Source organism: Ahrensia kielensis DSM 5890, from assembly GCF_000374465.1.
GTDB classification, from domain to species: domain Bacteria; phylum Pseudomonadota; class Alphaproteobacteria; order Rhizobiales; family Rhizobiaceae; genus Ahrensia; species Ahrensia kielensis.
This window is the reverse complement of sequence record NZ_KB894528.1, coordinates 366,206-390,427: the sequence shown is the minus strand read 5'-3', so window position 1 is coordinate 390,427 and position 24,222 is coordinate 366,206. Positions and strand designations below refer to the sequence as shown.

General features: G+C 48.6%; 26 protein-coding genes and 1 tRNA gene. 11 read left to right on the top strand and 16 right to left on the bottom strand.

The window, feature by feature from the left end:
- Positions 1–105 precede the first annotated feature (105 nt).
- From rplM to argC, 4 genes are all read left to right on the top strand, one after another.
- Positions 106–570, top strand: a complete 465-nt coding sequence (gene rplM, locus C504_RS0101840) for a 50S ribosomal protein L13 (protein ID WP_026317143.1) — start codon at positions 106–108, stop codon at positions 568–570.
- A 5-nt stretch (positions 571–575) separates the two neighbouring features.
- Positions 576–1,130 carry a 30S ribosomal protein S9 gene (gene rpsI / locus C504_RS0101835; protein ID WP_018687596.1) on the top strand — a complete coding sequence of 185 codons (555 nt, stop codon included), beginning with the start codon at positions 576–578 and terminating at the stop codon, positions 1,128–1,130.
- Between the two features lie 143 nt (positions 1,131–1,273).
- The gene (gene speB, locus C504_RS0101830; RefSeq protein ID WP_018687595.1) at positions 1,274–2,221 is read left to right on the top strand and encodes an agmatinase; all 948 of its coding nucleotides are present in this window, start codon (positions 1,274–1,276) and stop codon (positions 2,219–2,221) included.
- A 51-nt stretch (positions 2,222–2,272) separates the two neighbouring features.
- Positions 2,273–3,199 carry an N-acetyl-gamma-glutamyl-phosphate reductase gene (gene argC / locus C504_RS0101825; RefSeq protein ID WP_018687594.1) on the top strand — a complete coding sequence of 309 codons (927 nt, stop codon included), beginning with the start codon at positions 2,273–2,275 and terminating at the stop codon, positions 3,197–3,199.
- Between the two features lies 1 nt (position 3,200).
- Here the strand turns inward: argC and C504_RS0101820 are convergent, their stop codons facing one another.
- Positions 3,201–4,292, bottom strand: coding sequence for a COX15/CtaA family protein (locus tag C504_RS0101820; RefSeq protein WP_026317142.1), 1,092 nt, complete (start codon positions 4,290–4,292; stop codon positions 3,201–3,203).
- Positions 4,293–4,440: 148 nt separating this feature from the next.
- On the opposite strand from C504_RS0101820, the gene C504_RS0101815 reads away from it, so the two are divergent.
- Together C504_RS0101815 and C504_RS0101810 are read left to right on the top strand one after the other, a co-directional pair.
- Positions 4,441–4,671: a DUF2842 domain-containing protein gene (locus tag C504_RS0101815; protein WP_018687592.1), complete on the top strand. Its 231-nt coding sequence runs from the start codon at positions 4,441–4,443 to the stop codon at positions 4,669–4,671.
- 139 nt (positions 4,672–4,810) lie between these two features.
- Positions 4,811–5,989 (top strand): GNAT family N-acetyltransferase, encoded by a 1,179-nt coding sequence (locus C504_RS0101810; RefSeq protein ID WP_156815826.1) that lies wholly within the window; start codon positions 4,811–4,813, stop codon positions 5,987–5,989.
- Positions 5,990–6,022: 33 nt separating this feature from the next.
- Here the strand turns inward: C504_RS0101810 and C504_RS0101805 are convergent, their stop codons facing one another.
- Positions 6,023–8,152 carry a GumC family protein gene (locus C504_RS0101805; protein WP_018687590.1) on the bottom strand — a complete coding sequence of 710 codons (2,130 nt, stop codon included), beginning with the start codon at positions 8,150–8,152 and terminating at the stop codon, positions 6,023–6,025.
- Between the two features lie 271 nt (positions 8,153–8,423).
- On the opposite strand from C504_RS0101805, the gene C504_RS0101800 reads away from it, so the two are divergent.
- The 4 genes from C504_RS0101800 to C504_RS0101785 all read left to right on the top strand — a co-directional run bounded on the left by C504_RS0101800 (position 8,424) and on the right by C504_RS0101785 (position 13,024).
- The gene (locus C504_RS0101800; RefSeq protein WP_026317141.1) at positions 8,424–8,987 is read left to right on the top strand and encodes a polysaccharide biosynthesis/export family protein; all 564 of its coding nucleotides are present in this window, start codon (positions 8,424–8,426) and stop codon (positions 8,985–8,987) included.
- Complete coding sequence (locus C504_RS0101795) at positions 8,965–10,134, top strand: glycosyltransferase (RefSeq protein WP_041951481.1); 1,170 nt, start codon at positions 8,965–8,967, stop codon at positions 10,132–10,134. Before C504_RS0101800 ends, C504_RS0101795 begins: the two co-directional genes overlap by 23 nt.
- Positions 10,135–10,217: 83 nt before the next feature.
- Positions 10,218–11,774 (top strand): undecaprenyl-phosphate glucose phosphotransferase, encoded by a 1,557-nt coding sequence (locus C504_RS0101790; protein ID WP_018687587.1) that lies wholly within the window; start codon positions 10,218–10,220, stop codon positions 11,772–11,774.
- Positions 11,771–13,024, top strand: coding sequence for an O-antigen ligase family protein (locus C504_RS0101785; RefSeq protein WP_018687586.1), 1,254 nt, complete (start codon positions 11,771–11,773; stop codon positions 13,022–13,024). Before C504_RS0101790 ends, C504_RS0101785 begins: the two co-directional genes overlap by 4 nt.
- 1 nt (position 13,025) lies before the next feature.
- Here C504_RS0101785 and C504_RS0101780 read toward each other — a convergent pair.
- From C504_RS0101780 to C504_RS0101750, 7 genes are all read right to left on the bottom strand, one after another.
- Positions 13,026–13,102, bottom strand: a tRNA-Pro gene (locus C504_RS0101780).
- Positions 13,103–13,322: 220 nt separating this feature from the next.
- Complete coding sequence (locus C504_RS0101775; RefSeq protein ID WP_018687585.1) at positions 13,323–13,889, bottom strand: MerR family transcriptional regulator; 567 nt, start codon at positions 13,887–13,889, stop codon at positions 13,323–13,325.
- A gap of 72 nt (positions 13,890–13,961) precedes the next feature.
- On the bottom strand, positions 13,962–14,273 hold the full coding sequence (locus C504_RS0101770) for an integration host factor subunit alpha (protein WP_018687584.1): 312 nt from the start codon (positions 14,271–14,273) through the stop codon (positions 13,962–13,964).
- A 96-nt stretch (positions 14,274–14,369) separates the two neighbouring features.
- Positions 14,370–15,341 (bottom strand): beta-ketoacyl-ACP synthase III, encoded by a 972-nt coding sequence (locus C504_RS0101765; protein ID WP_018687583.1) that lies wholly within the window; start codon positions 15,339–15,341, stop codon positions 14,370–14,372.
- Between the two features lie 5 nt (positions 15,342–15,346).
- Positions 15,347–16,423, bottom strand: coding sequence for a phosphate acyltransferase PlsX (gene plsX / locus C504_RS0101760; RefSeq protein ID WP_026317139.1), 1,077 nt, complete (start codon positions 16,421–16,423; stop codon positions 15,347–15,349).
- 109 nt (positions 16,424–16,532) lie between these two features.
- Positions 16,533–17,132: a YceD family protein gene (locus tag C504_RS0101755; RefSeq protein WP_083923112.1), complete on the bottom strand. Its 600-nt coding sequence runs from the start codon at positions 17,130–17,132 to the stop codon at positions 16,533–16,535.
- Between the two features lie 12 nt (positions 17,133–17,144).
- The gene (locus tag C504_RS0101750) at positions 17,145–17,675 is read right to left on the bottom strand and encodes a ubiquinol-cytochrome C chaperone family protein (protein ID WP_018687580.1); all 531 of its coding nucleotides are present in this window, start codon (positions 17,673–17,675) and stop codon (positions 17,145–17,147) included.
- 149 nt (positions 17,676–17,824) lie between these two features.
- Between C504_RS0101750 and C504_RS0101745 the strand changes: the two genes are divergently transcribed.
- On the top strand, positions 17,825–18,325 hold the full coding sequence (locus tag C504_RS0101745; protein WP_018687579.1) for an outer membrane protein assembly factor BamE: 501 nt from the start codon (positions 17,825–17,827) through the stop codon (positions 18,323–18,325).
- Between the two features lie 60 nt (positions 18,326–18,385).
- Here the strand turns inward: C504_RS0101745 and C504_RS0101740 are convergent, their stop codons facing one another.
- From C504_RS0101740 to glyA, 7 genes are read right to left on the bottom strand one after another with little or no spacing between them, the layout of a single operon-like run.
- On the bottom strand, positions 18,386–19,591 hold the full coding sequence (locus C504_RS0101740; RefSeq protein ID WP_018687578.1) for an MFS transporter: 1,206 nt from the start codon (positions 19,589–19,591) through the stop codon (positions 18,386–18,388).
- The gene (nusB, locus tag C504_RS0101735; protein ID WP_018687577.1) at positions 19,588–20,055 is read right to left on the bottom strand and encodes a transcription antitermination factor NusB; all 468 of its coding nucleotides are present in this window, start codon (positions 20,053–20,055) and stop codon (positions 19,588–19,590) included. Before nusB ends, C504_RS0101740 begins: the two co-directional genes overlap by 4 nt.
- Positions 20,055–20,498 (bottom strand): 6,7-dimethyl-8-ribityllumazine synthase, encoded by a 444-nt coding sequence (gene ribH, locus C504_RS0101730; RefSeq protein WP_018687576.1) that lies wholly within the window; start codon positions 20,496–20,498, stop codon positions 20,055–20,057. The genes nusB and ribH overlap by 1 nt, the downstream gene beginning before the upstream one ends.
- Before the next feature lie 35 nt (positions 20,499–20,533).
- Positions 20,534–21,160, bottom strand: a complete 627-nt coding sequence (locus C504_RS0101725) for a riboflavin synthase (RefSeq protein WP_018687575.1) — start codon at positions 21,158–21,160, stop codon at positions 20,534–20,536.
- Positions 21,160–22,269: a bifunctional diaminohydroxyphosphoribosylaminopyrimidine deaminase/5-amino-6-(5-phosphoribosylamino)uracil reductase RibD gene (gene ribD, locus C504_RS0101720; RefSeq protein ID WP_018687574.1), complete on the bottom strand. Its 1,110-nt coding sequence runs from the start codon at positions 22,267–22,269 to the stop codon at positions 21,160–21,162. Before ribD ends, C504_RS0101725 begins: the two co-directional genes overlap by 1 nt.
- Before the next feature lie 18 nt (positions 22,270–22,287).
- Positions 22,288–22,770 carry a transcriptional regulator NrdR gene (gene nrdR / locus C504_RS0101715; RefSeq protein ID WP_018687573.1) on the bottom strand — a complete coding sequence of 161 codons (483 nt, stop codon included), beginning with the start codon at positions 22,768–22,770 and terminating at the stop codon, positions 22,288–22,290.
- 3 nt (positions 22,771–22,773) lie between these two features.
- Positions 22,774–24,090, bottom strand: a complete 1,317-nt coding sequence (gene glyA / locus C504_RS0101710; protein WP_018687572.1) for a serine hydroxymethyltransferase — start codon at positions 24,088–24,090, stop codon at positions 22,774–22,776.
- Positions 24,091–24,222 lie beyond the last annotated feature (132 nt).

Here is a 24,222-nt window from a genome sequence, read left to right as displayed (position 1 = left end):
TTTTGTGCGGTTTATTTTTTGGAATATGCGATCCATTTGCATCCCAAATACAAGCAACAAAAAAAGCCTGAACCGACTGGTGACGGATATCTAAAGGAAACTCTTATGCGCACATTTTCGCAGAAGCCTCACGAGGTGGAGAAAAAGTGGCTGATTATCGACGCTGAAGGTCTCGTCGTTGGTCGTCTTGCCTCTATTATTGCTCACCGCCTTCGCGGCAAGCACAAGCCTACATTTACACCGCATGTTGATGATGGTGACAATATTGTCGTTATCAACGCTGATAAAGTTGTCTTCACAGGCAAAAAACGCAGCGACAAAATTTATTACTGGCACACAGGCCACCCAGGCGGCATCAAGCAGCGCACAGCTGACCAACTTCTTCTTGGTCGCTTCCCAGAGCGCGTTCTTGAAAAAGCTGTTGAGCGTATGATCCCACGTGGTCCGCTTGGTCGTCGTCAGATGAAAAACCTTCGCGTTTACGCTGGCTCTGAGCACCCACACACAGCTCAACAAGCAGAAACGCTTGATGTTGGCGCAATGAACTCCAAGAACAAGAAAGTTGGTTGATCCAAATGGCTGAAATTAATTCACTTGAAGAACTGGGCGCAGCAACTGGCGCTATCTCTGCCGAAGCTGCTGTTGAAGCTGCACCGGTTTACGAGAAAAAAGTTGATGAATATGGCCGTGCCTATGCAACTGGCAAGCGTAAAGACGCTGTCGCACGTGTATGGTTGAAGCCAGGTTCTGGTAAAATCACAATCGTTGGTGAGCCTAAAAAGCGCGATGTTCGCTCTAAAGCCCGCAAAGAGAAGGTCAAAGCAGTTAAGTCACGCGACTTTACTGAATACTTTGCCCGTCCTGTTTTGCAGATGGTTATTAAGCAGCCGCTCATCGCAGCGAACCGCGAAACACAATACGACATCGTAATCAGTGTTGCTGGTGGTGGTCTTTCTGGTCAAGCTGGTGCTGTTCGTCACGGCATTTCAAAAGCTTTGACATATATGGAACCATCATTGCGCGGCGTTCTGAAGCCAGACGGCTTCCTAACACGCGACAGCCGTACAGTTGAACGTAAGAAATACGGTCGCGCAAAAGCCCGTCGTTCTTTCCAGTTCTCAAAACGATAAAAATAAACTGGCATTTATTGTCAGCTGCATTGAGCGGGGCTTTTCAGCCCCGCTTTTTTTATATCTTCCCTTATAAACTTCGAATTTAATTGGAATAGCGCTGCGCTTTGTCTTATATCGCTGGCATCAATAGGAATAATCCCATGCCATCGACCAAAATCGACAACGCTTTTACAGCACGCAATCTCAATGCAGCAGCAGAAGACCCTACGCATGCAGGTGCGTTGTCATTCATGCGCCGCAAATATTCTAAATCACTCAGCGGTGTTGATGTCGCTGTAATGGGCGTGCCTTTTGATGCTGCTGTATCAAACCGCCCTGGCGCGCGTTTTGGTCCGCAAGCAGTACGGCGTGCTTCAGCAATTTTTGATAATGATCCGCAATATCCGTTTGATGCAGATTTGTTTGAAAATCTGGCTGTCGTTGATCGCGGCGATGTTCTTTTAGATTATGGCAATCACAGCCAGACGCCAAAACGCATTGAAAAAGAAGCGGCAAAAGTTGTTGAATCTGGTGCCAAACTCATCACAATCGGTGGTGACCACTATGTTACTTGGCCGACTTTAAAAGCGCATTTTGCCAAATATGGGAAAATGGCTCTTATTCAGTTTGATGCCCATCAGGACACTTGGTTTGATGATGGCAAGCGCATTGACCATGGTTCATTTGTCGGACGCGCTGTGCGCGACGGAACGATTGACCCTGAGCATTCTATTCAGATCGGCATCCGCACTCATGCGCCAGAAGATTGCGGCATTAAAATGCTGTATGGCTATGATGTTGAAGAGATGCGTATCGCCGAGATTGTAAAAGCAATCAAAGAGCGCGTTGGCGACATGCCGTGCTATATCACTTTTGACATTGATTGCCTTGATCCTGCCTACGCACCTGGCACTGGCACCCCTGTGGCAGGTGGTCCATCTACGGCGAAAATGCTTGGCGTATTGCGCGACCTTGGCTCACTCAATATTGTTGGCGCAGATATTGTAGAAGTTGCCCCAGCCTATGATCACGCCGATATCACGGCAATCGCGGGCGCTTCTGTTGCTATGTATTATTTGGGCCTGCTTGCTGAACAGAAGAAGAAGTAGTTCACACATTGATTCCGCAAATGCGGCTAAGTTTTTGGAATTAGAATCAAAATGACTAAATCAGTTTTTATTGACGGCGAGCACGGAACCACAGGCTTGCAAATTGCAGAACGGCTTGCTGCACGCGATGACATCAATCTTTTGTCGCTTGCGATGGAAGATCGGCGCGACAATGAAAAGCGAACAACAATGCTGCGCGATGCTGATATTGCGATTCTATGTTTACCCGATGATGCTGCGCGCGAAGCTGTTGCACTGGCTGAAGGTTCAGGCACACGGTTTATTGATGCGTCAACTGCGCACCGTATTGCAGATGGCTGGGTCTATGGTTTTGCAGAAAGCGAGCCGGGCCAGCGCGAAAAAATCATCCACGCGCAAAATGTTACTAACCCGGGCTGTTATTCAACAGGCGCGATTGCCCTGCTGCGTCCCCTCACCTTAGCGGGTCTATTACCCAGCACTTATCCGGTGACGATAAATGCGGTTTCTGGCTATTCAGGCGGCGGCAAGCAGATGATTGCGCAGATGGAAGATGCTAAGCGTGATGACGCGATAGAGGCCCCTTATTTTGCCTATGCGCTTAGTTTGAAGCACAAGCATGTGCCTGAAATCAAAGTGCGTAGCGGGCTTACGCTTGATCCAATTTTCACGCCAAATGTTGGCCGATTTGCTCAAGGCATGTTGGTCAATATTCCGCTGCATACAGATGCGATGAATGGTGCCTCCCGCGAAACTATTCATCAGGCTCTTGCTGCTCATTATGCAGGCCAAGACATCGTTGAGATTGTACCTAACGATGTAACTGACGGTTTGGCGCGAATTGATCCAACTGAAATGGCGGGAACCGACCGCATGAAGCTTTATGTTTGCGCGCGTGAAGACGGCAAGCAAATCAACCTTATTGCTTCCTTGGACAATTTGGGCAAAGGCGCATCAGGCGCAGCTGTTCAAAACCTCAACCTGATGCTTCAAGCCTAATTTAAGTGAGGCCGTGCGTGTGTGCACGGCCATCTTTTAGCGGTAGCGGCCCAACAAGCCCGCGCCAATGCGCAACCGCAAATGCTAGAACTATAAACGCCAAGCCTTGGTGCACGAGTGCCCAATCCAGCTGAACCTCCGTTAGCAGCGTTGCAATACCAACAATCGCCTGACCTATCACCAAGACAAGAAGCATTGTCGCGCGCCATGTATGTGTTGAACCAGCGGCCCAGCGCCAACAAATGATGGTATGCAGCAAAACGGCGGCCAAAACGACATAGGCACCCGTGCGATGAACGAACTGCACAATTGCCGGATTTTCGACCAGATTATGCCAACCCAGCGATGCTTCCCACATTACCGATGGGAAAAAACCATTCCCCATCATTGGCCATTCATTAAAGACAAGTCCTGCATCCATGCCGGCAACAAGCGCGCCGAGATAGATTTGCAAGAAGATCAATATGGCTAAAACACCAGCCACAAATGATGAATTGGCGGTTGGCTTTAGATCATTGCGATGCGGAGCGATGCCGCGTGCGACCCACATTATAAGCGCGAGTATCAATGCGGCCATGCAAAGATGCGTTGCCAAACGATAATGGCTCACATCAACCCGCTCGCTCAAACCTGACGACACCATCCACCAGCCGATAAAGCCTTGCAAACCACCCAAGGCAAGCAAGCCCACAAGCGGCTTTTTGATACGGTTGTCTAATCTGCCTGTTACCCAGAAGAATGCCATGGGCAATGCAAAGACGAGGCCCAAGCTGCGCGCTAAAAAGCGGTGTGCCCACTCCCACCAAAAGATGAATTTGAACTCATCCATCGACATGCCTTTATTGACCAGCTGATATTCAGGAATCTGGCGATATTTTTGCAGCTCCTCTTCCCAAGCAGCATCGGTCAATGGCGGCACAACGCCGTGAATTGGTTTCCACTCTGTGATTGAAAGGCCAGAATCGGTCAGGCGCGTCGCACCGCCAACAATAACCAGACACAGCAACATCAACGCTGTGAAATAAAGCCACTGGCGCACCATTTTTCGGTTCTTCAATTCGCGCTGAAGGCTATTTTGTTCTGGCTGTGACATGAGTGTAATTTCCATTCATTATGTAACGCGCTATTTCGCAAAATAGCTACCTTCATACAAGTGTCGGTTTGTCGCGGACATTTGTTGCCAAACGCCTCGGTTTGATGGCAAAGGTCAGGAAACGAATATTACCAATTGGGACGAATTAATGCCGACACGCCTAAAATCTTTTATCGGGATGCTTCTGCTCGTAACAATGGTGATTGTTTACGCATTGGTTGCCACCACTGTGGCCACATACCGACTGGCCGATAGCGAATGGTATATCCATTTAGCGTTTTTCGGCCTTTCTGGTCTTTTATGGGTGGTCCCTGCGATGTTTGTCATTTCTTGGATGCTGAAACCCAGCAAAAAAGAAATTGAGAGAAACAACCAATAGAATTTGAATAAACCCAGTAACGTTTCAAAAACCATATTTTGAAAGATTACGGTGGAAACGCGCTAAATCAAGCAGCAAACTTAAAACGCTAAAACATTTGAAACTTGCACATGCAATCCTTACGCAAACAGGATTGGATATGTCACACACAGTAGAAAATACTATGGCCACAAGTGATCGGGAGACCCGAACACGCGCAGCCTTCTCAGTTCGTGCGATCACGGATAGACAAGAAGCGCTGTCTTATGTCGACCAATTATCTGATGATGTCGTGACAACCGGTTACCAAACAAAAATATTCCTGTCCGCGTGGCTTTCTAACGAAACAGCCAAACCACTCTTTCTCATTTTCAACAAGCATGGCCATGGCGATGTTTTATTACCATTGGAGTTGCAGGCTAAGAAGACGGCAATCTATTGCGGCGATTCTCATGCGAACGGTAATTTTCCCGTCGGAAAGCGCGACGATATTCTCGCTCTATCAAGCATTACGATTTCAGAAATATCGAAAGAATTGCGAAATCTCAATTGTGCGGCGGATGCTCTCTTTCTTGAACGTCAACATGAGCAATGGGATGACATCAAGAACCCATTTGTTTTCGAAAGCAGTCAAGCCAGCCCGAATGTAGCGTTATCGCTAAGCCTTGAGGGCGGATTTGAAGGCGTTCAAGAGCGTCATCACGGCAAGCGCAAGCGCAAGCGGCAACGCAGCCATATGCGCAAGTTAGAGATGATTGGTACTGTGCGCTATGTTGAACAAGTACCTTGCGATGATATCGAAGCTGTACTCGATGCGTTCTATGAAATGAAAACGGCACGGTTCAAAGAGCTTGGTCTTTGTGACGTTTTTGCCGATCAATCCGTTCGCAATATGTTTGGTAAAATGTTTAAAGACAGCTGTGCGCTCGATAAACCGACACACACATTACAGGCCGTTTATTGTGATGATGAACCTGCGGCTATCATTGGATGCACACACCATAAAGGACGTCAAACCGTTGAGTTTGGCACTTTTGCAGAAAAGTTCGCAGATTGCGGTCCAGGCGATTTGTTGTTTTTCAATTCAATCGAAACAGCATGTGCAAGAGGCTATGATATTTATGACTTTGGCGTTGGTGATGAGTTTTATAAACGCCGCTGGTGTGAAATCGAAACATGGCACCGCGAAACCCACATTCCAATTAGCGCACAAGGTAAGCTTAAAACCACGCTGCGTATTCTTCGCGGCCGCATTGTAAAAGCCGTTAAGACCAACACATTCATATGGGCAAAAGTGAAGACTGCCCGCAAACATGTTGGAAATTTGTTTAGGCGCTGAACGCTTGTTCAGCACCTAACTCAATCATTTAGATTATGCGTGATATCGATTTGATGTCGGAGGCAACGGCGCATCAACATTGCCTGACGTGACAATCAACACATCCTCATAGCCGCCAGCAACCAGATCTTCTGCAGCTGCAACAACCTGATTTGAATCTGGCTCCACCATCGATATGACAATTTCGCTATCTGGTGTTGTCAGTCTTTTGAGACCACTAGCATCCGTTGGTCCGCAATCAACCACAACAAGATCGTAAGCAGAGCTCAGCGCATCCATAATCATGGGCAAGCGATCAATCGCACGCATTGCCAAAACAGCATCTGCATTGCCAGTCGGGATAATATGGGCCCGTGTTGCCGCATCGCAGTGAATTACATCTGAGTAAGGCGCCTGCGACGCTAGAAGCTCGGTAATACCGGGCAATGTAAAGTCAGCCAGCATATGCTGCGAAGATGCAGCTGTGCCCGTTAGATCAACGAGAACAACTCGCAACCCTTCATCTGCCAAATGCCGAACAAGGCTTACAGAGCACATGCTACCTGCATCACCTTCTGGCGATACAATAATGGCACGGCCGGCACCCTTTTCGATGAGTTGATTGGCAAGCGAAGCAACCGAGAAATTATCATTCGCTATATATTCTGGTTCAGGAACATGTTCCTCGCGTTTTTGATAAACGGCTGCTGTGCTTTTGGGCACATTATTGGCAACTGGCATCGCAACAACATTATCTTCATCAGTTCTCTCACGGGCCGCAGCAACAGGCACCAAAGCGCGACCAGAAAACAACTCGCTCATTAATGTCACAAGAACCATAATGATGAGCGAGCCAACAAATGTTGCGCCCAAGAGTGGAACCATTTTTGGAAACGCAGCTTCAATCGGCGTTAAAGCCGGAGAAATAATACGTGCTTTGGCTGGCACATCTTCGCGCTCGCCGCGCGATTTTGCCTCACGGAATCGCAAGGAATAACTTTCAAGCAATGCGCGCTGTGAAGCAGCTTCACGCTCTAGCGCTCTAAGCTCGACTTCCTGTCCGCTTACCTGCGATGTGGCAGCTTTTTGCTCGTTCAATGCGCTTATGAGATCTTGTTCCCGCTCGCGGTTGATAGAAGCCTCGTTGCGCAATCCTTGCAGCACACGTTCAGCTTGTTCACGCACCTGCTCGTTGAGGTCGTTAATTTGAGATCGCAATGCTTTGATGCGCGGATGCTCCGGCAGCAGCGTCGTTGATAAATCTGCAATTTGTGCGTTCAAACGAACCTGCTGCTCGCTCAAACGTTCAATGAGCGGTGAAGAGATCACATCCGGCAATGTATCAAGAGCAGCGCCGCTTTCTAGAGCCCGTTCAACAGACAGAACACGCGCTTCAACACTTGAACGTTCGGCGCGAACCCGCGATAGCTCTGATGCTAATTCGCCAAGTTGCTGGGTCGCAAGTGTACTGTCATTTTCACTTTGAAAGAGATCATTTGAAGCACGGAAGTCTTCCACCCGCGTTTCCGCTTCAAATAGGCTGCGCTGTAGCTGTGCGATTTCAGAGGCTAAAAAGTCAGCCGCCTGCCCGCTCGTATCACGCTGAGATTGGCTCTCCAGTGACACATAGGCTTTTGCAATAGCGTTCGGGACGGCCTTGGCAAGCTCAGGGTCTGAGGATTCAAACTCAATGACGACGACGCGAGCAGGTTCAGCAGAATAAACTTCCAAACGATCACGCATCGCTTTTAGAACGCGTTGCTCTGCTGGCAATTCACGCGGATCAGCGGCCAAACCAAATGTGATAAGGCCTTCTTTAAGGGCGGAAATATTTCGTGTTGAGTCAAACTCGCCCCTGTCTCCAAGTTTCAACTCTTCAGCAACTTTGAGCAACAAATCGGATGAGCGAATAATTTCGATCTGGCTGGCAACACCTTCAGCATCAATTATAGGCTGATCAGCTGGTTGGTTCTCTGCCGATGGGCGGGTGTAAACAGATTCATTTAAATCCAGTAATACGCGCGTGTCCGCTTTATATTTTGGAGAAACCATACTCAGCAACCCAAAAACAACGGCTGTGAGTATGAGGGCGATGATAATAATACGGAATTTATCGCGCCAAATAGCACCGAACAAACGTCCCATATCAATATCGGCGTCGCGTGACTGGACTTGATCCGACATACTCATAACTCCAACTCAAAATACTAACGACTAAACACTTACCCACCCACCTCTAAAGCAACATGGTAACCATAGAGTAAACTTGCCCTTAAAGCTTTGTTCGCAAAGATAACTGAAGTGTTAAGTTTTGGGCGATGATGGCGGCTACGCCAAGGAATTGACCGCTCTTTGACCAGTTTTTTACCAGCCATTAACCTTAACAGCGCGATAAAGGAGCTGAGTTTTATTGCGCAACGTGCGCAGATTCTGACCGGAACGCGTTATGATGAGTATGAAAACAACCACACGAATGATCGCACTAAGCATTGCTTTGGCGAGTTTAAGTGCTTGCACAGGTTACCGCCCTGCACCGCCCGCATTTCACGATATCATCAATCAACCCTATATGTTGGATGCCGGAGATCAGATTCGGGTTACCGTGTTTGGTCAAGACGATTTGACCAATACATATAATGTCGACAAATCAGGCTACATATCATTCCCGCTGGTTGGCGCAATCGCAGCACGCGGACGCACTGTCCAACAAATCGAAGGCGCAATCGCAGCATCTTTGCGCAATGGTTACTTACGCGATCCTGACGTTTCTGCGGAAGTTGCCGCATACCGTACAATCTTTGTAATGGGTGAAGTTGGCGCTTCGGGCCAATATTCTTATCGGCCGGGCATGACAGTGCAAATGGCCGTTGCTGGCGCAGGTGGCTTTTCTTCACGTGCCAATCAGAGCAACGCGGATATTACACGCCAAATCAATGGTAAAGTAATGACCGGACGGGTTCTCATTTCTGATCCCGTTATGCCAGGCGATACTGTTTATGTCCGCGAACGGATTTTCTAGTCCAGTGCATAAACCAGAAACCTTACGCATCGTCCATATATTGCGCGCACCTATGGGCGGTGTATTGCGCCATGTTCGAGACCTTGCACTTGCGCATGCTAAGCTTGGCCATGAGGTTGGTATTATATGCGATGCCAGTGGTCCGGCAGGCTATAATGAAGCATTGCTTGAACAGCTTGAACCTCATCTTTCTTTGGGAATTACGCGCACCGCAATGAGCAGAAGTGTTGGGCCATCTGACATCACTTCGACAATAAAGATTCGCAATCTGATTAAATCGCTGCGCCCTGATGTTGTGCATGGGCATGGCGCAAAAGGCGGTGTTTACGCCCGTATTAGCGGCTCGCTAATAAGCACCGATCACGGACGCCCTGCACGGCTTTATTCGCCCCATGGCGGCAGCCTTCATTTCGACCCTGCCAGTAAAAATGGCAAAATTTATTTCATTATTGAAAAGTTTCTCGAACGACTAACGGACTGCCTTTGCTTTGTTGCCGACTTTGAGGCTAACGCTTATCGCAGCAAAGTTGGCACGCCAAAATGCCCGTCACGGGTTATTTACAACGGGCTTGCGGAAGATGAGTTCGAGCCCATCACGCTTGCCGATGATGCCGCCGACTTTTTGTTTATTGGCGAAATGCGAATGCTCAAAGGGCCAGACCTTATGCTGCGTGCGCTTTCCAGATTAAAAGCTGAAGGCGCGCAAAACATCAGCGCTGTTATGGTCGGCGAAGGCCCTGACCGCGAAGAAATTCATGCCCTCATAAAAGAACGTGAACTGCAAACCAATGTGACGTTGCGCCCGCCAATGCCTGCTCGAACAGCGTTTTCACTGGCTAAAACCGTAGTTATGCCTTCGCGTGCTGAGGCGATGCCTTATATTATTTTGGAAGCCTTGGCCGCACAGCGTCCACTGATCGCGACCAATGTTGGCGGCATTCCTGAAATCTTTGGAAAGGCAAAAGATGTGCTCATTGAGCCTGATGTCGATTCTTTAACGGCCAGAATGCGATTTGCATCTCAAAATCCTGATGATTTTATGGCGCGTATGCCTGATCATACTGATTTAAAAAGCGAATTCTCAATCGACACAATGTCAAACTGGGTACTTGAAGCCTATTACAAAGCGAAGTCTCGACGAAAATAAGTCGAATGGTACAGCTTTTATCAAGCGTTTCTTAGGGTTGCGGCTCTATTATCCTCACAACCGCCCCGTGGGTATGCAAACAAATGACCAATATTGATCCAAAAGAAAAATTCTCTCGAAGTGCTGTCGCCAATTATGACGACGGCGAAGGACTAGTCGTTAAACCCGGCAAGTTGAACGATCTTGCAGCGCGTATTGCCGCTGAATACCGTGTGGATACGGTATCGCCTGCGATGCTGACCGGCTTTATGCGGCTGGGTGAAGCGATTGTACTTTTTGCGATCGGCATTGCGATTATGGTCGTCTATGTCGGCGTGAAATGGACGCCTGTGGCAAACGGATTGGCTTGGCATTACCTTTTATCATCTGCCATTGGCGCAATCCTCACCATTACCTTTTTTCAGGTGCTCGACCTTTATCAAACCAATGCACTTCGGCGCTCTTTCCGCACATTTCCAAAAGTTCTACTGGCTTGGTCATCGACCTTTGCTATCTTATTGATTGGCGCTTTCTTCTTGAAAATTTCAGAAGACTTTTCGCGCGTTTGGCTCGCCTCTTGGTATATTGGCGGGGTCATTTTCCTATTCTTTGAACGTCTCATGCTCAATTTTTGTGTTCGTAGATGGGGCCGCAACGGTATCATGGAACGCCGCGCGGTTATCGTCGGCGGCGGCAAGCCTGCTGAAAAACTGATCCGCTCGATTGAGCAACAAGCCGATAATGACATTCGCATTTGCGGCCTCTTTGATGACCGCGATGATGTGCGTTCACCGCCAATTGTCGCCGGATACCCGAAACTTGGTAATATCGAAGAATTGGTGGAATTTTCACGCCGTGCACGCATTTCCATGCTGATTGTTGCTTTGCCGCTTGATGCAGAAGATCGTGTTTTGGCAATGCTGAAAAAACTGTGGGTTCTCCCAGTTGATATCCGCCTATCGGCACACTCAAACAATTTGCGCTTCCGCCCACGCACTTATTCTTATGTCGGCAACATTCCTATGTTCGACATTTTTGACCGCCCTATTCGCGATTGGGATTCTGTCGCAAAGCGTGCCTTTGATATTTTCTTTTCTGTCTTAGGCATCACGCTGCTCTCACCAATTATGCTGGGTGCCTATCTTGCTGTGAAATTGACTTCAAAGGGACCGGCCATTTTCGTGCAAGAACGCCATGGCTTTAATAATGAGATTATCCGTGTTTTTAAGTTCCGCTCAATGTATGTGGAACAACAGGATCTATCGGCGAGAAACGCAGTCACGAAAGGTGATCCGCGCGTAACCCCAGTTGGCCGCATTATTCGCAAAACTTCAATTGATGAATTACCGCAATTTTTCAACGCTTTGCGCGGTGACCTATCACTTGTTGGACCTCGCCCCCATGCCGTTCACGCGCAAACACGTGAAAAGCTTTACGGTGAAGTCGTTGATGGATATTTCGCACGACACCGTGTTAAACCCGGTGTTACCGGATGGGCTCAGATCAATGGTTGGCGCGGTGAAATCGACCATGATGACAAAATCAAAATGCGCACTGAATGCGATCTCTATTACATAGAAAACTGGTCGCTGATGTTTGATTTGCGCATCTTATTCATGACGCCCATCAGCTTGTTCACAAAATCGGATAATGCCTATTGACCGATACCTGCTTACATTACGGTGCCCCAAACGGCCTGACGCTTGCTGAAAAAAATCGCGCTTTGATCGCGATTTTAAGCGGTTTCGCGTTATGGACTGGTGCCTTTTTAAGCGGATTTGTTATTGCTGAACCAGCGCCTTATGAACTTTTCATGGCTGGCCTGATTGGCGTTTGGGCTTTGTTAGGGCTTAAAATTCCAGCCTCTATTTCACCGCTCGTTGTCCTGATACTTCTGTTCAATGTCGGCGGCATTGTTTCGTTGATGACGATGGATAATTGGTCGAGCCAAGTTATTTATGTCGCCGTCTCATTTTTCCTTGGGCTGACATCAATCTTCTTTGCCGCCGTCGTTGCTGCAAGGCCAAGCCTGCTTAGGGTCATTTTCTCTGGTTATATGGCTGCCGCTGTCATTACAGGCACAATCGGTATTCTTGCCTATTTCGGCGCAATGCCTAGTGCTGACCTTTTCTTGCGCTTTGGCCGCGCGAAAGGTGCCTTTCAGGACCCCAATGTTTTTGCGCCGTTTTTGTGCTTACCAGCGCTTTTCTGCTTGCATCAAATTTTAGTACGCCCCGCGATCAAATCACTGTCCTATATGGCGATGCTTCTTGTCATTGCGCTTGGTATATTTCTATCGTTTTCACGCGCAGGCTGGGGGCTTTTTGTTCTGAGTGCACTCCTGCTAACAGCGGCGCTTCTGATATCCAACCCGTCGGGCCGTTTTCGTGTGCGCGTTACGCTTCTGGCCATAACCGCCCTAATCGCGGTTAGTGTTGCACTTCTCATAGCGCTTCAATTTGAAGCCGTGCGCGATGTCTTTTTCACACGTGCTCAATTGGTGCAGGATTATGATGGCGCGCGTCTGGGACGATTTGCCCGCCACTGGATTGGATATATGATGGCGACGGAGCATCCGTTCGGCATTGGTATTCTTGAATTCGGTGAGATGTTTGGCGAAGACACACATAATATCTGGCTCAAAGCTCTGTTTGATTATTCATGGCTTGGCTTTTTTGCCTATGTCACGCTTATGGTTTGGACGTTGGGCGCTGGTTTGAAAATTCTATTTCGCAACCGCCCGTGGCAACCATATCTGTTGTGCACTTATATAATTTTCATCGGCCACATCGTCATTGGCAATGTGATCGATACCGACCATTGGCGGCACTTCTTTTTGCTGCTGGGCATCATATGGGGCTGCATAGCAGCGGAAAATTACCACCAAAATAAGCTTGCTGCTTCTCAATAAGTGGTCGGAGCGGCGGGATTTGAACCCACGACCCCTCGCCCCCCAGGCGAGTGCGCTACCGGGCTGCGCTACGCTCCGACTATCATCGCTATAGCTGCCTCTTTATCACCAGACAAGACTGCAATTGAACAGAGCTCTGTAATCTTACAGAGCCCATAACAAACGAAAATGCAGACAAAAAAATACCGCTATCCAAAAAAGGAAGCGGTATGAGTTAAGTGAGTAAAAGACTGGTGTTAAATCCAGTAAGCAAGAAATACGGGGTAGATATTAACTTGCGGTTAAGCGTCAGGAATATTCAGCGCGCCTGATCTAATAAACGTTTGCACTCAAGAAGATCGAATAGCGCCTCTTGCAACAATGTACGATTATCTCGGCTCATACCTTCGCCAGAGATCGCATCTTCTTTTACATTCTTGCTGCGATTGAAAAGCCCGCGCCCCTTCGCTTTTGCTTCTCCGACAAGCACGTTTTCGTCCACGGTATCAGATTTTGCGCTTTCGCGTAGTTGTTGAGCTGCCTTATCGGCTTCCTCAGCTTGGGCATGCGCAGCTTCTTGATTGCGCTTGGACATTTCTTCCAATGCACTCAGATCGCCGGTGCCAATAGCAATGGCAAATTGCACACCATTTTGACGTAAAATTTTCTGTACACCCTTAATGGTGTAGCCTTCTTCATAAAGGAGATGCTGAATACCGCGCAGAAGATCGAGATCAGCGGGCCGATAATAACGGCGACCACCACCGCGTTTTAGTGGCTTGATTTGACTAAAGCGTGTTTCCCAGAAGCGCAGTACGTGTTGAGGCAAATCCAACTCATCAGCAACTTCACTGATCGTGCGAAACGCGTCTGGACTCTTATCCATAATCAACACCTACCTAAATCATATATCGCACATACTAAGCGAGGCGAATCAACGCTCCAGATCATAGCCTAGTTAACGTGAGCTACGGCGGAAACCTTCAATTACATGATTCTTAAGGACATTTGAGGCTTTGAATGTCACCACACGCCTTGGCGTAATGGGCACTTCTTCACCTGTTTTAGGGTTTCGACCGATCCGCTCGTTCTTCGAACGGACCTGAAATGTTGCAAAAGAAGAAAGCTTTACTGTCTCGCCTCGCACAATGGCATCGCAAATTTCATCGATGATCATTTCAACCAAAAGCGCCGACTCGGTGCGGGATAGACCCACCTTCCGATATACAGCCTCCGACAGGTCAGAACGTGTCAACGTCTTGTCCGTCATTTGGCGTTTCCCCTCAAAGTTTCGTGATATCGGCGAAAGCTATAGAAAATACTGTAGTGAATCAAGGCCAATAGACTTCTAAAGCGCTAATTTAAGTTACCAGCGTAATAATACTGCGCCCCAAGTAAATCCGCCGCCCATTGCTTCAAGTAAAACCAAATCGCCTTTCTTGATCCTTCCGTCAGCTACAGCGACTGAAAGTGCCAGCGGAACAGACGCTGCTGATGTATTACCATGTTTATCGACAGTGATGACTACTTTGTCGGCTGGAATACCTAGTTTTTTAGCCGAAGCATCAATAATACGGCGGTTTGCCTGATGGGGAACAAACCAATCAATCTGCTCGCCAGTAATGCCTGCCGTTTCAAAAGAATCTTCGATCACATCTGTGATCATGCCAACAGCATGCTTGAAAACTTCCTTGCCAACCATCCGCAAATGGCCAACGTCTCCGGTCGTTGAAGGCCCGCCATCCACATAGAGCTTTTCTTTGTGGCTACCATCTGAGCGCAAATGAGCAGCTAGAATACCGCGGTCCGACGTTAAACCTACGCCTTCAACAGCTTCCAGAATAATAGCGCCTGCACCATCACCGAACAATACGCATGTTGTGCGATCTTCCCAATCCAGCAAACGCGAAAATGTTTCTGCACCAAGGACCAGCACTCGTTTTGCCATACCGCCGCGTATATAAAGATCAGCGGTTGTCGTTGCATAAACAAATCCTGTGCAAACAGCTTGCAGATCGAAAGCTGCACCGTGTTTCATTCCGAGACGGTTTTGAATATTAACGGCTGTCGCTGGAAACGTATTGTCAGGCGTTGATGTGGCGCAGATGATCAAATCGATATCATCTGGCGTTAAACCTGCATTGTCTAAAGCTGCACGCGCTGCAGATTCGCCAAGCGATGCGGAGGTCTCCCCCTCACCCGCTATATAGCGCTGCTTAATGCCAGTACGCTGCTCTATCCATTCCGATGTTGTGTCAATTTTTTGCTCGAATTCTGCATTCGGCATAACGCGCTTGGGTAAAGCACTACCAACACCTATTACCGCTGATCGGATCATTGAATCTACTTTTCGCTCTTGTTTTCGTTGAGTTCCGGCACTATTGCCGCAGGTGTACTGCGTCCCTGACGTGTGTGGAACTGCTTGATATCTATATCGATTTTACTTTGCAACTCGTTACGGACCATGTCGTGGCCCATATCCAAAGCAGCCGCAAACCCTTCGCTGTCAGTGCCGCCGTGACTTTTGATCACGATGCCATTGAGGCCTAGAAAAACACCGCCATTGACTTTGCGCGGGTCCATTTTTTCGCCCAAGCGCTTAAACGCACTGCGCGCAAACATATAGCCAATCTTAGACATCAATGAATGTCCCATGGCGGCGCGTAAATATTCGCCGATTTGCCGCGCTGTGCCTTCAGCTGTTTTAAGGGCAATATTGCCGGAAAAACCTTCCGTCACAACAACATCAACCGTGCCTTTGCCTAAATCATCGCCTTCAACGAAACCGTGATATTCCAATGTTGGCAAATCCGCATCACGCAGCAAGCGCCCTGCTTCTTTTACTTCTTCTTGGCCTTTGATCTCTTCAACGCCAACATTTAGAAGGCCAACTGTCGGGCGTGGATTTTCAATCATTGCGCGCGCCATTGCAGCGCCCATAACGGAAAAATCTACCAATTGCTGTGCATCAGCGCCAATCGTCGCGCCAACGTCCAGAACGATGCTCTCTCCGCGTAAAGTCGGCCAAATCGCAGCAATAGCGGGGCGTTCAATATCTGCCATTGTACGCAGGCAAAAGCGTGACATAGCCATGAGTGCGCCCGTATTGCCAGCGGACACACACACATCCGCCTCACCGGTCTTAACGGCCTCAATGGCCTTCCACATCGATGACTTCCAGCGCCCCTGCCGCAAGGCTTGGGACGGCTTGTCATCCATACGCACAGACACATCGCAATGCACGAATGTGCTGGCGGCTTTTAATTTGGGAAACTTATCAATTTCAGGCTGAACTTCAGGTTCTTTGCCATAAAAAATAAACTTTAACTCAGGATGACGCTCTAGCGCGATTGCCGCGCCGGGTATGAGTACCGACGGGCCATGATCGCCGCCCATCGCATCCACTGATATTGTGACCAAAACTGAACCGTCCCGTTTATTAATTATTTAATTCAGGTTATTTTCATGTTCTCTTGAACAGGTTGAAAATAACGGTTTTATGGCAGCGAACAAGCTTTTCCTCAAAGCTTCACAGCTTGTCTTTTAAAGCTGCAAGCGCTGCAAAAGGATTTTCCTTGGCCTCTTCCTTATCTGAAGCGCTTTCTTCTGCAAACTTTTGAGCTTCTTCCTCTGCCCCGTCAATACGCGGATATGGATTGATCTCAAGTGCAAAAAACTCCGCCGCGATGTCTCCCACGTCCAAAAATGGCGATTGAAAGACTTCCGGCACATCATCACCTTCAGCATCAATCAACAATTCATTGGCTTCGCCAGTAACAGCAGGCTTTGCCAATTTCGACGTTTCAGGCACAAAAACCGCGTTTATTTCTTCGTTGACCGTCTCTTCCACAGGCTCCAACGTAATCACACATTCCTGATAAAGCTGCGCTTTTAGGGGCCCAGATACTCTCACACCGTCCTTATGCCAGCGCTTGATGTTCAACTTTGCAGACAATGACGATATTGACAGCACGCCCATGCTTTTAGCCAGCGCCGCAAGTACATCCGCGTCCGGTTCAATCTTCACGTTCAGCCCCTTCGCAGGCAGCTTTAATACGTTGATTTTTTGCGATATGGGGCTTGGCAAAGCTGAGCCAGATGCATTTTCATCCATATGATTCTCATTCATTCGCAAATTACCTTACGGTTGAGGAAAATTAATTTCGCCGCGCAACAATTGATCCTCATCAATCTTGGCCAAATGAGCAGCGCTCGTGATCATATATTGAGCCAGCGCTTCAGATGCTAGCTGTTCTTTGCTATCGGGCGTAATGTTGCGGACAAGCGCGTCTTTTAATGCATCAATATTATTATCATCCAAAGCCTTCCAATAAGGCCCCATGCGCCCATAGAACATTTTTCCCAGCTTTTTCATACGCTTGGGAACACCCGCGTCCCCCACACCGAGCTCACGCACAGAGTGATCTAGCTCCAAAAAGAACTCATCAAGCACATCTTGGCTCAGCTCTTCTAATGCAGGCGATGTGCTGCGTGTGCGGAAAAGAAACAATATCATGTGAAGTCCGATAGCTTCATAGCGCCCTATCGGCGTGTCAGGCACACCCCATTCGGCATAAAGGACCGGTTGACGGCCAGCTTCAATAATATGTGCATAGAGCTTAGAAACGATTTTCTCGTTCGGATTTTGTTTTTTTGGTCGAAACAGTGACATAATCATAATGCAAACCCTTACTCTATTCGGCACTCGAATAGCTTATGCTTGCTGCTAGCGCGTTGCGCAGACGCTTGCAAGAAGGCGGTATGTGCGGTACCGGACAATAGAATATATAGAGTATGCGTACTCTGCCTAAGGAGATAGATGTGGCGGCAAAGAATTCCAAGACCGATAAAAGAGGTCATTTCATCGCAGCAGCAGTTGCAGTCGCAATGCTTGGCGTTTCGGGCTGCTCAACATCGAGTGTTCTAGGGTCCAAAGAAACCTTCAAGCAAGGTTATGTCATTGACGAAGAAACAATGGCGCTTGCGCCTGTTGGTTCGAGCCGTGAGCAAGTTTTGCTAGCGCTTGGCACACCCACCACTACGAATAATTTTGGCGGCGAAGTATTTTACTATATTTCCCAAACGCGCGTTCGCTCTGCTCAGTTTTTAAAACCTAAGCTTGTCGACCAGCGTGTGTTTGCGATTTATTTCGATGACAGCGATACGGTAAGCCGCATTGCCGATTACGGCCTTAAAGATGGGCGCGTATTTGACTTTATAGCTGGCGCAACGCCTACGGGCGGTAAAGACCAGACATTCCTAGGTCAAATTCTGACAGGATCTCTAGGCGGCCCTTCAGCTTCCAGCATTCTGGGACGCTAAAAGCCTCAATCAATATATTAAACGTTGCAAATCACACTGGTTTGCAGCGTTTTATTTTGCCTAAGAATTACGGCGCACAACGAATGCTTGGCCCAACAGAACAAGCAAGCATAGCGCGCATACAGGCAATACGATCCAATTGAGCATATCCCAGCCATAGGCGTTCAGCGTTGCACCGGATGCAAATGACGCAATTGCTACAGTTGTGAACAGCGCGAAATCATGCACGCCTTGAATCTTGTTCTTTTCAGATGGACGATAAGTGTCTGTGAGCATAGCGGTTGCGCCAATAAAGCCAAAGTTCCAACCAACGCCCAATAATATAAGCGCAAACCAAAACTGCCAAAGCGCAAGACCCGATAGCGCAACAATTGCGCAGCCAATCAATAAAATCAGTCCCGTCGCGACGATTTTTTCCTTACCGAATCGCACAATCAATCTGCCGGTAAAGAAGCTCGGCGCAAACATAGCCATAACATGCCATGAAATACCTAGGGTCGCATCGTTCAATGAGTGCCCGCAGCTTATCATGGCAAGCGGTGCGCCTGTCATCACAAAGCTCATTAAGGCATAGGTTGTGACGGCGCACACAAAAGCGATTAAAAAACGCGGCTGCGAGATAATTTCGAGCATAGGGCGTTCCGCGCCCGATGGCGCATTTGCGTCTTCTACTGGCACGGGCAAAGTGCGCAATGTCATTAAAATGCCTGCGCCAATGATGCCCAGAGCCACAACAGATATGAATGCACCTGCAAAGCTTACAGGCTGCAGCATATCTTTTGTGAAGATAACGGCTTGCGGTCCAATGATTGCGGCAAATACACCGCCGCCCAGGACCCAAGAGATTGCCTTTGGCTTAAATATTGCTGGTGCTGCATCGGCTGCTGCAAAGCGATATTGCTGAACAAAAGAACCGCCGACACCAAGCACGGCCAGTGCCACCACAAAAAACCAGAAATTATGCTGGATCAAGGCCAATGCGGCCAAAGCGCCGCCAACACTTGAGATTAATGCGCCTGTTGAAAAACCATAACGGCGTCCAATTGCACGCATCAGCATTGCAGCTGGCAATGCGCCAAGCGCAACGCCGACATTATATCCTGTGACTGGCAGTGTTGCGAATGTCTTATCGGCGCCTAAAAGGTAGTGACCAGCCAAACCGCCGATAGAAATTGCAATCGGCGCACAAGCACCGACAAAAGCTTGAGAAATGGCGAAAGTAGCGGCTGTGCGCTTGGCTTCACCAAGGTCTAGCGTATCGCTCATTTTTTCTCACGATACTTACGGGCTATGCGGTCAAGAACAGCATTTACGAGTTTCGGCTCATCACCATCTTCAAAGAAGGCAACCGCAATATCAATATATTCAGAGTTGATCACTGCGACCGGCACATCCTTGCGCTCAAGCAGCTCAAAAGCCCCTGCCCTTAAAATCGCGCGCAATGTGCTGTCGATGCGCGATAATGGCCAATCTTCTTGCAAAGCATCACGAATGATGGGGTCTAGCTTGGTCTGATCGCGTACAACGCCTGAAAGGACGCCGCGAAACCAAGAGGCATCCGCTGCCACATATTCTTCGCCGTCAACGACTTGGCCTAGACGAAATGTTTCATATTCGGCCGCGATCTCAAGTACGCCAGCGCCAGAAATATCCATCTGGAATAATGCTTGCACAGCGGCAAGCCTTGCAGCGCCGCGTTTATTTGCCGATCTGGTCTTCGCTACAGCCATTAAACTTGACCCAACATTTTGAGCTTCAAGCTATGCATCGTAACTGCTGCACGCGCCGCAAAGCCGCCCTTATCTAGCTCAGTCTTGCGCACACGCGCCCAAGCTTGGATTGCGTTTTCAACGGTCAAAATACCATTACCAATTGGCACGCCTTCAGACACAGACAAGTCCATCAGTGCGCGCGAGCTTTCATTGGACACAATATCAAAATGATATGTTTCACCGCGAATGACCATGCCGAGTGCAACATAACCATCATAATCGGTGACACCGTCTATCGCATAAGCAATAGCGGCAGGAATTTCGAGTGCGCCCGGAACTGTCACCACATCATAGGTAACACCCGCTTCATCGAGCGCAGCTTTCGCGCCTTCGAGCAAGGCATCCGCCATGTCGTCGTAGAAACGAGCTTCGACAATTAGAAAATGAGGGGCATCTGACATGAAAAATTCCGGCTGTTTTGAAATGAAATGGCTGACTACGCCTCTTTACCCGCCTCTGCAAGACGCGAAATGTAACGTTCTACATATCTGGCGATTTGATCGATCTCAATATTGACCTTATCACCCACTTGAACCTGCCCCCAAGTCGTAACTTTTTGGCTATGGCGAATGAGTAGAACATCGAAAATATCGCCGTTAACGCTGTTAACAGTCAGAGACGTTCCATCAAGACAGACCGAGCCCTTGGGCGCGATATATTTTGACAAAGCGGATGGCGCTTCAAGATAAAAACGTGTTGCGTCGCCTTCGGCTTCAATGCGTGTCACGGTGGCAAGACCATCAACATGACCCGACACCATGTGGCCGCCATACTCATCGCCGACTTTCATCGCACGTTCGGTATTAATGCGCGTGCCTTCCACCCAAGTGGCAGCACTTGTTAAACGCAGCGCCTCTTCCCAAGCCTCAACTTCAAACCAGATATTGTTACTATCCAGCGACGATTTTGCTGTGACCGTCAAACAAACGCCTGCACAGGCAATCGATGCACCAATATCAATCGTTTGCGTGTCATAGGCCGTGCGAATACGAAACAGCTTACCGCTGGCAAGTTCTTTAACGCTGTCAATTGTTGCAATATCGCTGACGATGCCTGTGAACATTAGTTTTTTCCGATTTCAAAATAACGATCAGGACCGAATATAGCGCGTCTTTTGATTACAAAACCATCCGGTAAATCACCGCTTGTAACAGGACTTGCAATTCCGCTTTTGCCGACCTCTACATCGCTTTCAAACAAGCAGATATTTTCAACCAGATCGTCCCTCAAAAAGCTTCGAGCCACTTGCCCGCCGCCTTCAACCAAGGCGCGTGTGATGCCAATTGCGGCTAAATCTTCCATAAGTTCTGGCAGCGCAATGCGGCCATCATGAATATCGCAAGCCATAATTTTCGCGCCGTGATCGGCCAGCGCTTTCGCATTGTCTGATTGCGGATAGGCTGTCGCCACATAAAGCGGTGCCTGATCAATGGTGTGAACCAATGCGCCATCAACACCCAAACGTGCGCCCGTATCCAAGACAATACGCGCAGGCGATCTGTTTTCCAGCCCTGGCAGGCGGCAGGTCAAAGTGGGATTGTCAATGATGGCCGTATCAACCCCGACGATAATCGCGTCATGTTCAGCGCGCAATATATGGCTTTGATGCCGCGCCTGTTCTTGCGTAATCATCAATTGACGGATTTTGCGGTCGCCGATCATGCCATCGGCAGAAACGGCAAGCTTTAGAGTCGCTTGCGCCCGTTTTGTCATAGATCGATTCAAGTAAGAACCAAGCACTGTGCGTGCCTCATCTTCCAGGCAGCCAACAAGAACTGTGATTCCTGCCTCGCGCAGAATATTATACCCTTTGCCCGATACGCGCTCATCAGGATCGGTCAATGCACTCACAAGACGGGTGATGCCCGCATTCACAAGCGATACAGCGCATGGCGGTGTGCGGCCATGATGCGCGCAAGGCTCCAATGTCACATAGGCTGTCGCGCCTTTTGCATGTTCGCCAGCTTCTGCCAAAGCGGCAGCTTCCGCATGGGGCCGCCCACCAATATCTGTAATGCCACTGCCAACGATAACGGGTCCATGGCCCAAATCTTTGACAAGCAAAGTCGAGACCGACGGATTGGTGCCGGTGCGTGCTAAATGACGCCGACCGAGCCGAATGGCAGCCGCCATAAATCGTTCGTCTGTTTTGGTAAGATTTTCAGCCGCCATTATGTGCGCCTTGCAACATTAGTCGTCTGCTTCTGGTTTAGCGACCGGTAGATTTCCACCAAGTTCGCCCAAAAGCTCTTGAAAGTCATTGGGATCACGAAAATCCTTATAGACTGATGCATAGCGCACATAGCCAACATCATCGAGATTTTTTAAAACCTCCATAACAAGCGCGCCCACATCATCCGATGCGATTTCCTGTTCGCCGCTGCTTTCAAGTTGGCGCACAATACCGGACACAGCGCGTTCAATGCGGTCGGCCTCAATTGGGCGCTTGCGCAGGGCAATTTCAAACGACCGCGCAAGTTTATCGCGCTCAAAGGCAACTTTGCGGCCGTTTTTCTTTACAACGTAAAGCTCGCGCAATTGCACGCGCTCAAATGTTGTGTGCCGCCCGCCGCAATCATTACACACACGTCGCCGCCGGATAGCCGTGTTATCCTCTGCAGGACGGCTATCTTTAACTTGTGTGTCTTCTGAATGGCAAAACGGGCAACGCATTTATCAACTCATATAATCGTAAATCGGAAAGCGGTTTGTTAGCTTGATAACGTCTTCTTTAACAGATGCTTCAACACCAGACGTATCGCCGCCCTCACCTGCTGCGGCAACGCCGTCAACAATACGAACAATCAGCTTGCCAACTTCACGGAATTCAGCAGGACCAAATCCACGTGTGGTTGCAGCTGGTGTACCAAGACGAATACCAGATGTGATTGTTGGTTTTTGCGGATCGTTCGGCACGCCGTTTTTATTACACGTAATAAATGCACGGCCAAGCGCTTCTTCCGTCGCCTTGCCAGTCACGCCTTTCGGGCGCAAATCAACCAGCATCAGGTGCGTATCTGTGCCACCTGAAACAATGTCCATGCCGCCTTCGACAAGTGTTTCCGCCAAGATTTTAGCATTTTGAGCAACAGCGCTCATATATGTTTTAAATTCTGGGCGTAGCGCTTCGCCAAATGCAACAGCTTTACCAGCAATAACATGCATCAATGGACCGCCCTGAATACCAGGGAAAACAGCAGAATTGATTTTCTTCGCAATCGCTTCATCATTGGTCAACACAAGGCCGCCGCGTGGGCCGCGCAAGGTTTTATGCGTTGTTGATGTTGCAACATGGGCATGTGGGAACGGGCTTGGGTGCAAGCCTGCTGCAACAAGACCTGCAATATGGGCCATATCAACCCAAAGGATTGCATCAACAGAATCAGCAATTTCGCGGAAGCGTTTAAAGTCGATAACACGTGAATATGCAGAACCGCCGGCCACAATGATCTGCGGCTTGTGTTCTTTAGCCATTGCTTCGACCTGATCGTAATCAATCAGACCTGTTGCAATATCCAGACCGTATTGAACCGCGTTGAACCATTTGCCAGACTGGTTTGGACGTGCGCCATGTGTGAGGTGACCACCGGCATCAAGGCTCATGCCGAGCAATGTATCGCCTGGTTTTGCAAGCGCCATAAACACAGCTTGGTTTGCCTGACTACCAGAGTTAGGCTGAACATTGGCAAAATCACAGCCGAAAAGCTCAAGAACGCGTTCAATCGCTAAGTTCTCAGCAATATCAACATATTGACAACCACCATAATAACGGCGGCCAGAATAGCCTTCCGCATATTTGTTGGTCATGATTGAGCCTTGTGCTTCGATCACTGCGCGTGATGCGATATTTTCCGAAGCAATCAATTCAATTTCATTGCGCTGACGACCCAGTTCTTGGCGAATTGCACCAAAAACAGCCGGATCGCGGTCGCTCAAGGTTTCATTGAAAAAATCGTTGGAAAACTGTGTCAGATTAGCACTATCAGTCGACATAAACGGTCACCTTTCATGATTTAGAAGATGAGGATCTTCACATGTCGTCGCTCTAACAGATGATTACCCCTATGTCATCGCTAGAATCGACACCAAAACGGCGCATCCAAAACATTGAATGCGCCGCGCACG

What these genes read in the sequence shown, in the direction of transcription:
- rplM (WP_026317143.1), top strand. Translation starts at nt 106, where the DNA reads ATGCGCACATTTTCGCAGAAGCCTCACGAGGTGGAGAAAAAGTGGCTG.
- rpsI (WP_018687596.1), top strand. Translation starts at nt 576, where the DNA reads ATGGCTGAAATTAATTCACTTGAAGAACTGGGCGCAGCAACTGGCGCT.
- speB (WP_018687595.1), top strand. Translation starts at nt 1,274, where the DNA reads ATGCCATCGACCAAAATCGACAACGCTTTTACAGCACGCAATCTCAAT.
- argC (WP_018687594.1), top strand. Translation starts at nt 2,273, where the DNA reads ATGACTAAATCAGTTTTTATTGACGGCGAGCACGGAACCACAGGCTTG.
- C504_RS0101820 (WP_026317142.1), bottom strand. Translation starts at nt 4,292, where the DNA reads ATGTCACAGCCAGAACAAAATAGCCTTCAGCGCGAATTGAAGAACCGA.
- C504_RS0101815 (WP_018687592.1), top strand. Translation starts at nt 4,441, where the DNA reads ATGCCGACACGCCTAAAATCTTTTATCGGGATGCTTCTGCTCGTAACA.
- C504_RS0101810 (WP_156815826.1), top strand. Translation starts at nt 4,811, where the DNA reads ATGTCACACACAGTAGAAAATACTATGGCCACAAGTGATCGGGAGACC.
- C504_RS0101805 (WP_018687590.1), bottom strand. Translation starts at nt 8,152, where the DNA reads ATGTCGGATCAAGTCCAGTCACGCGACGCCGATATTGATATGGGACGT.
- C504_RS0101800 (WP_026317141.1), top strand. Translation starts at nt 8,424, where the DNA reads ATGAAAACAACCACACGAATGATCGCACTAAGCATTGCTTTGGCGAGT.
- C504_RS0101795 (WP_041951481.1), top strand. Translation starts at nt 8,965, where the DNA reads ATGTCCGCGAACGGATTTTCTAGTCCAGTGCATAAACCAGAAACCTTA.
- C504_RS0101790 (WP_018687587.1), top strand. Translation starts at nt 10,218, where the DNA reads ATGACCAATATTGATCCAAAAGAAAAATTCTCTCGAAGTGCTGTCGCC.
- C504_RS0101775 (WP_018687585.1), bottom strand. Translation starts at nt 13,889, where the DNA reads ATGGATAAGAGTCCAGACGCGTTTCGCACGATCAGTGAAGTTGCTGAT.
- C504_RS0101770 (WP_018687584.1), bottom strand. Translation starts at nt 14,273, where the DNA reads ATGACGGACAAGACGTTGACACGTTCTGACCTGTCGGAGGCTGTATAT.
- C504_RS0101765 (WP_018687583.1), bottom strand. Translation starts at nt 15,341, where the DNA reads ATGATCCGATCAGCGGTAATAGGTGTTGGTAGTGCTTTACCCAAGCGC.
- C504_RS0101755 (WP_083923112.1), bottom strand. Translation starts at nt 17,132, where the DNA reads ATGAATGAGAATCATATGGATGAAAATGCATCTGGCTCAGCTTTGCCA.
- C504_RS0101750 (WP_018687580.1), bottom strand. Translation starts at nt 17,675, where the DNA reads ATGTCACTGTTTCGACCAAAAAAACAAAATCCGAACGAGAAAATCGTT.
- C504_RS0101740 (WP_018687578.1), bottom strand. Translation starts at nt 19,591, where the DNA reads ATGAGCGATACGCTAGACCTTGGTGAAGCCAAGCGCACAGCCGCTACT.
- nusB (WP_018687577.1), bottom strand. Translation starts at nt 20,055, where the DNA reads ATGGCTGTAGCGAAGACCAGATCGGCAAATAAACGCGGCGCTGCAAGG.
- ribH (WP_018687576.1), bottom strand. Translation starts at nt 20,498, where the DNA reads ATGTCAGATGCCCCTCATTTTCTAATTGTCGAAGCTCGTTTCTACGAC.
- C504_RS0101725 (WP_018687575.1), bottom strand. Translation starts at nt 21,160, where the DNA reads ATGTTCACAGGCATCGTCAGCGATATTGCAACAATTGACAGCGTTAAA.
- ribD (WP_018687574.1), bottom strand. Translation starts at nt 22,269, where the DNA reads ATGGCGGCTGAAAATCTTACCAAAACAGACGAACGATTTATGGCGGCT.
- nrdR (WP_018687573.1), bottom strand. Translation starts at nt 22,770, where the DNA reads ATGCGTTGCCCGTTTTGCCATTCAGAAGACACACAAGTTAAAGATAGC.
- glyA (WP_018687572.1), bottom strand. Translation starts at nt 24,090, where the DNA reads ATGTCGACTGATAGTGCTAATCTGACACAGTTTTCCAACGATTTTTTC.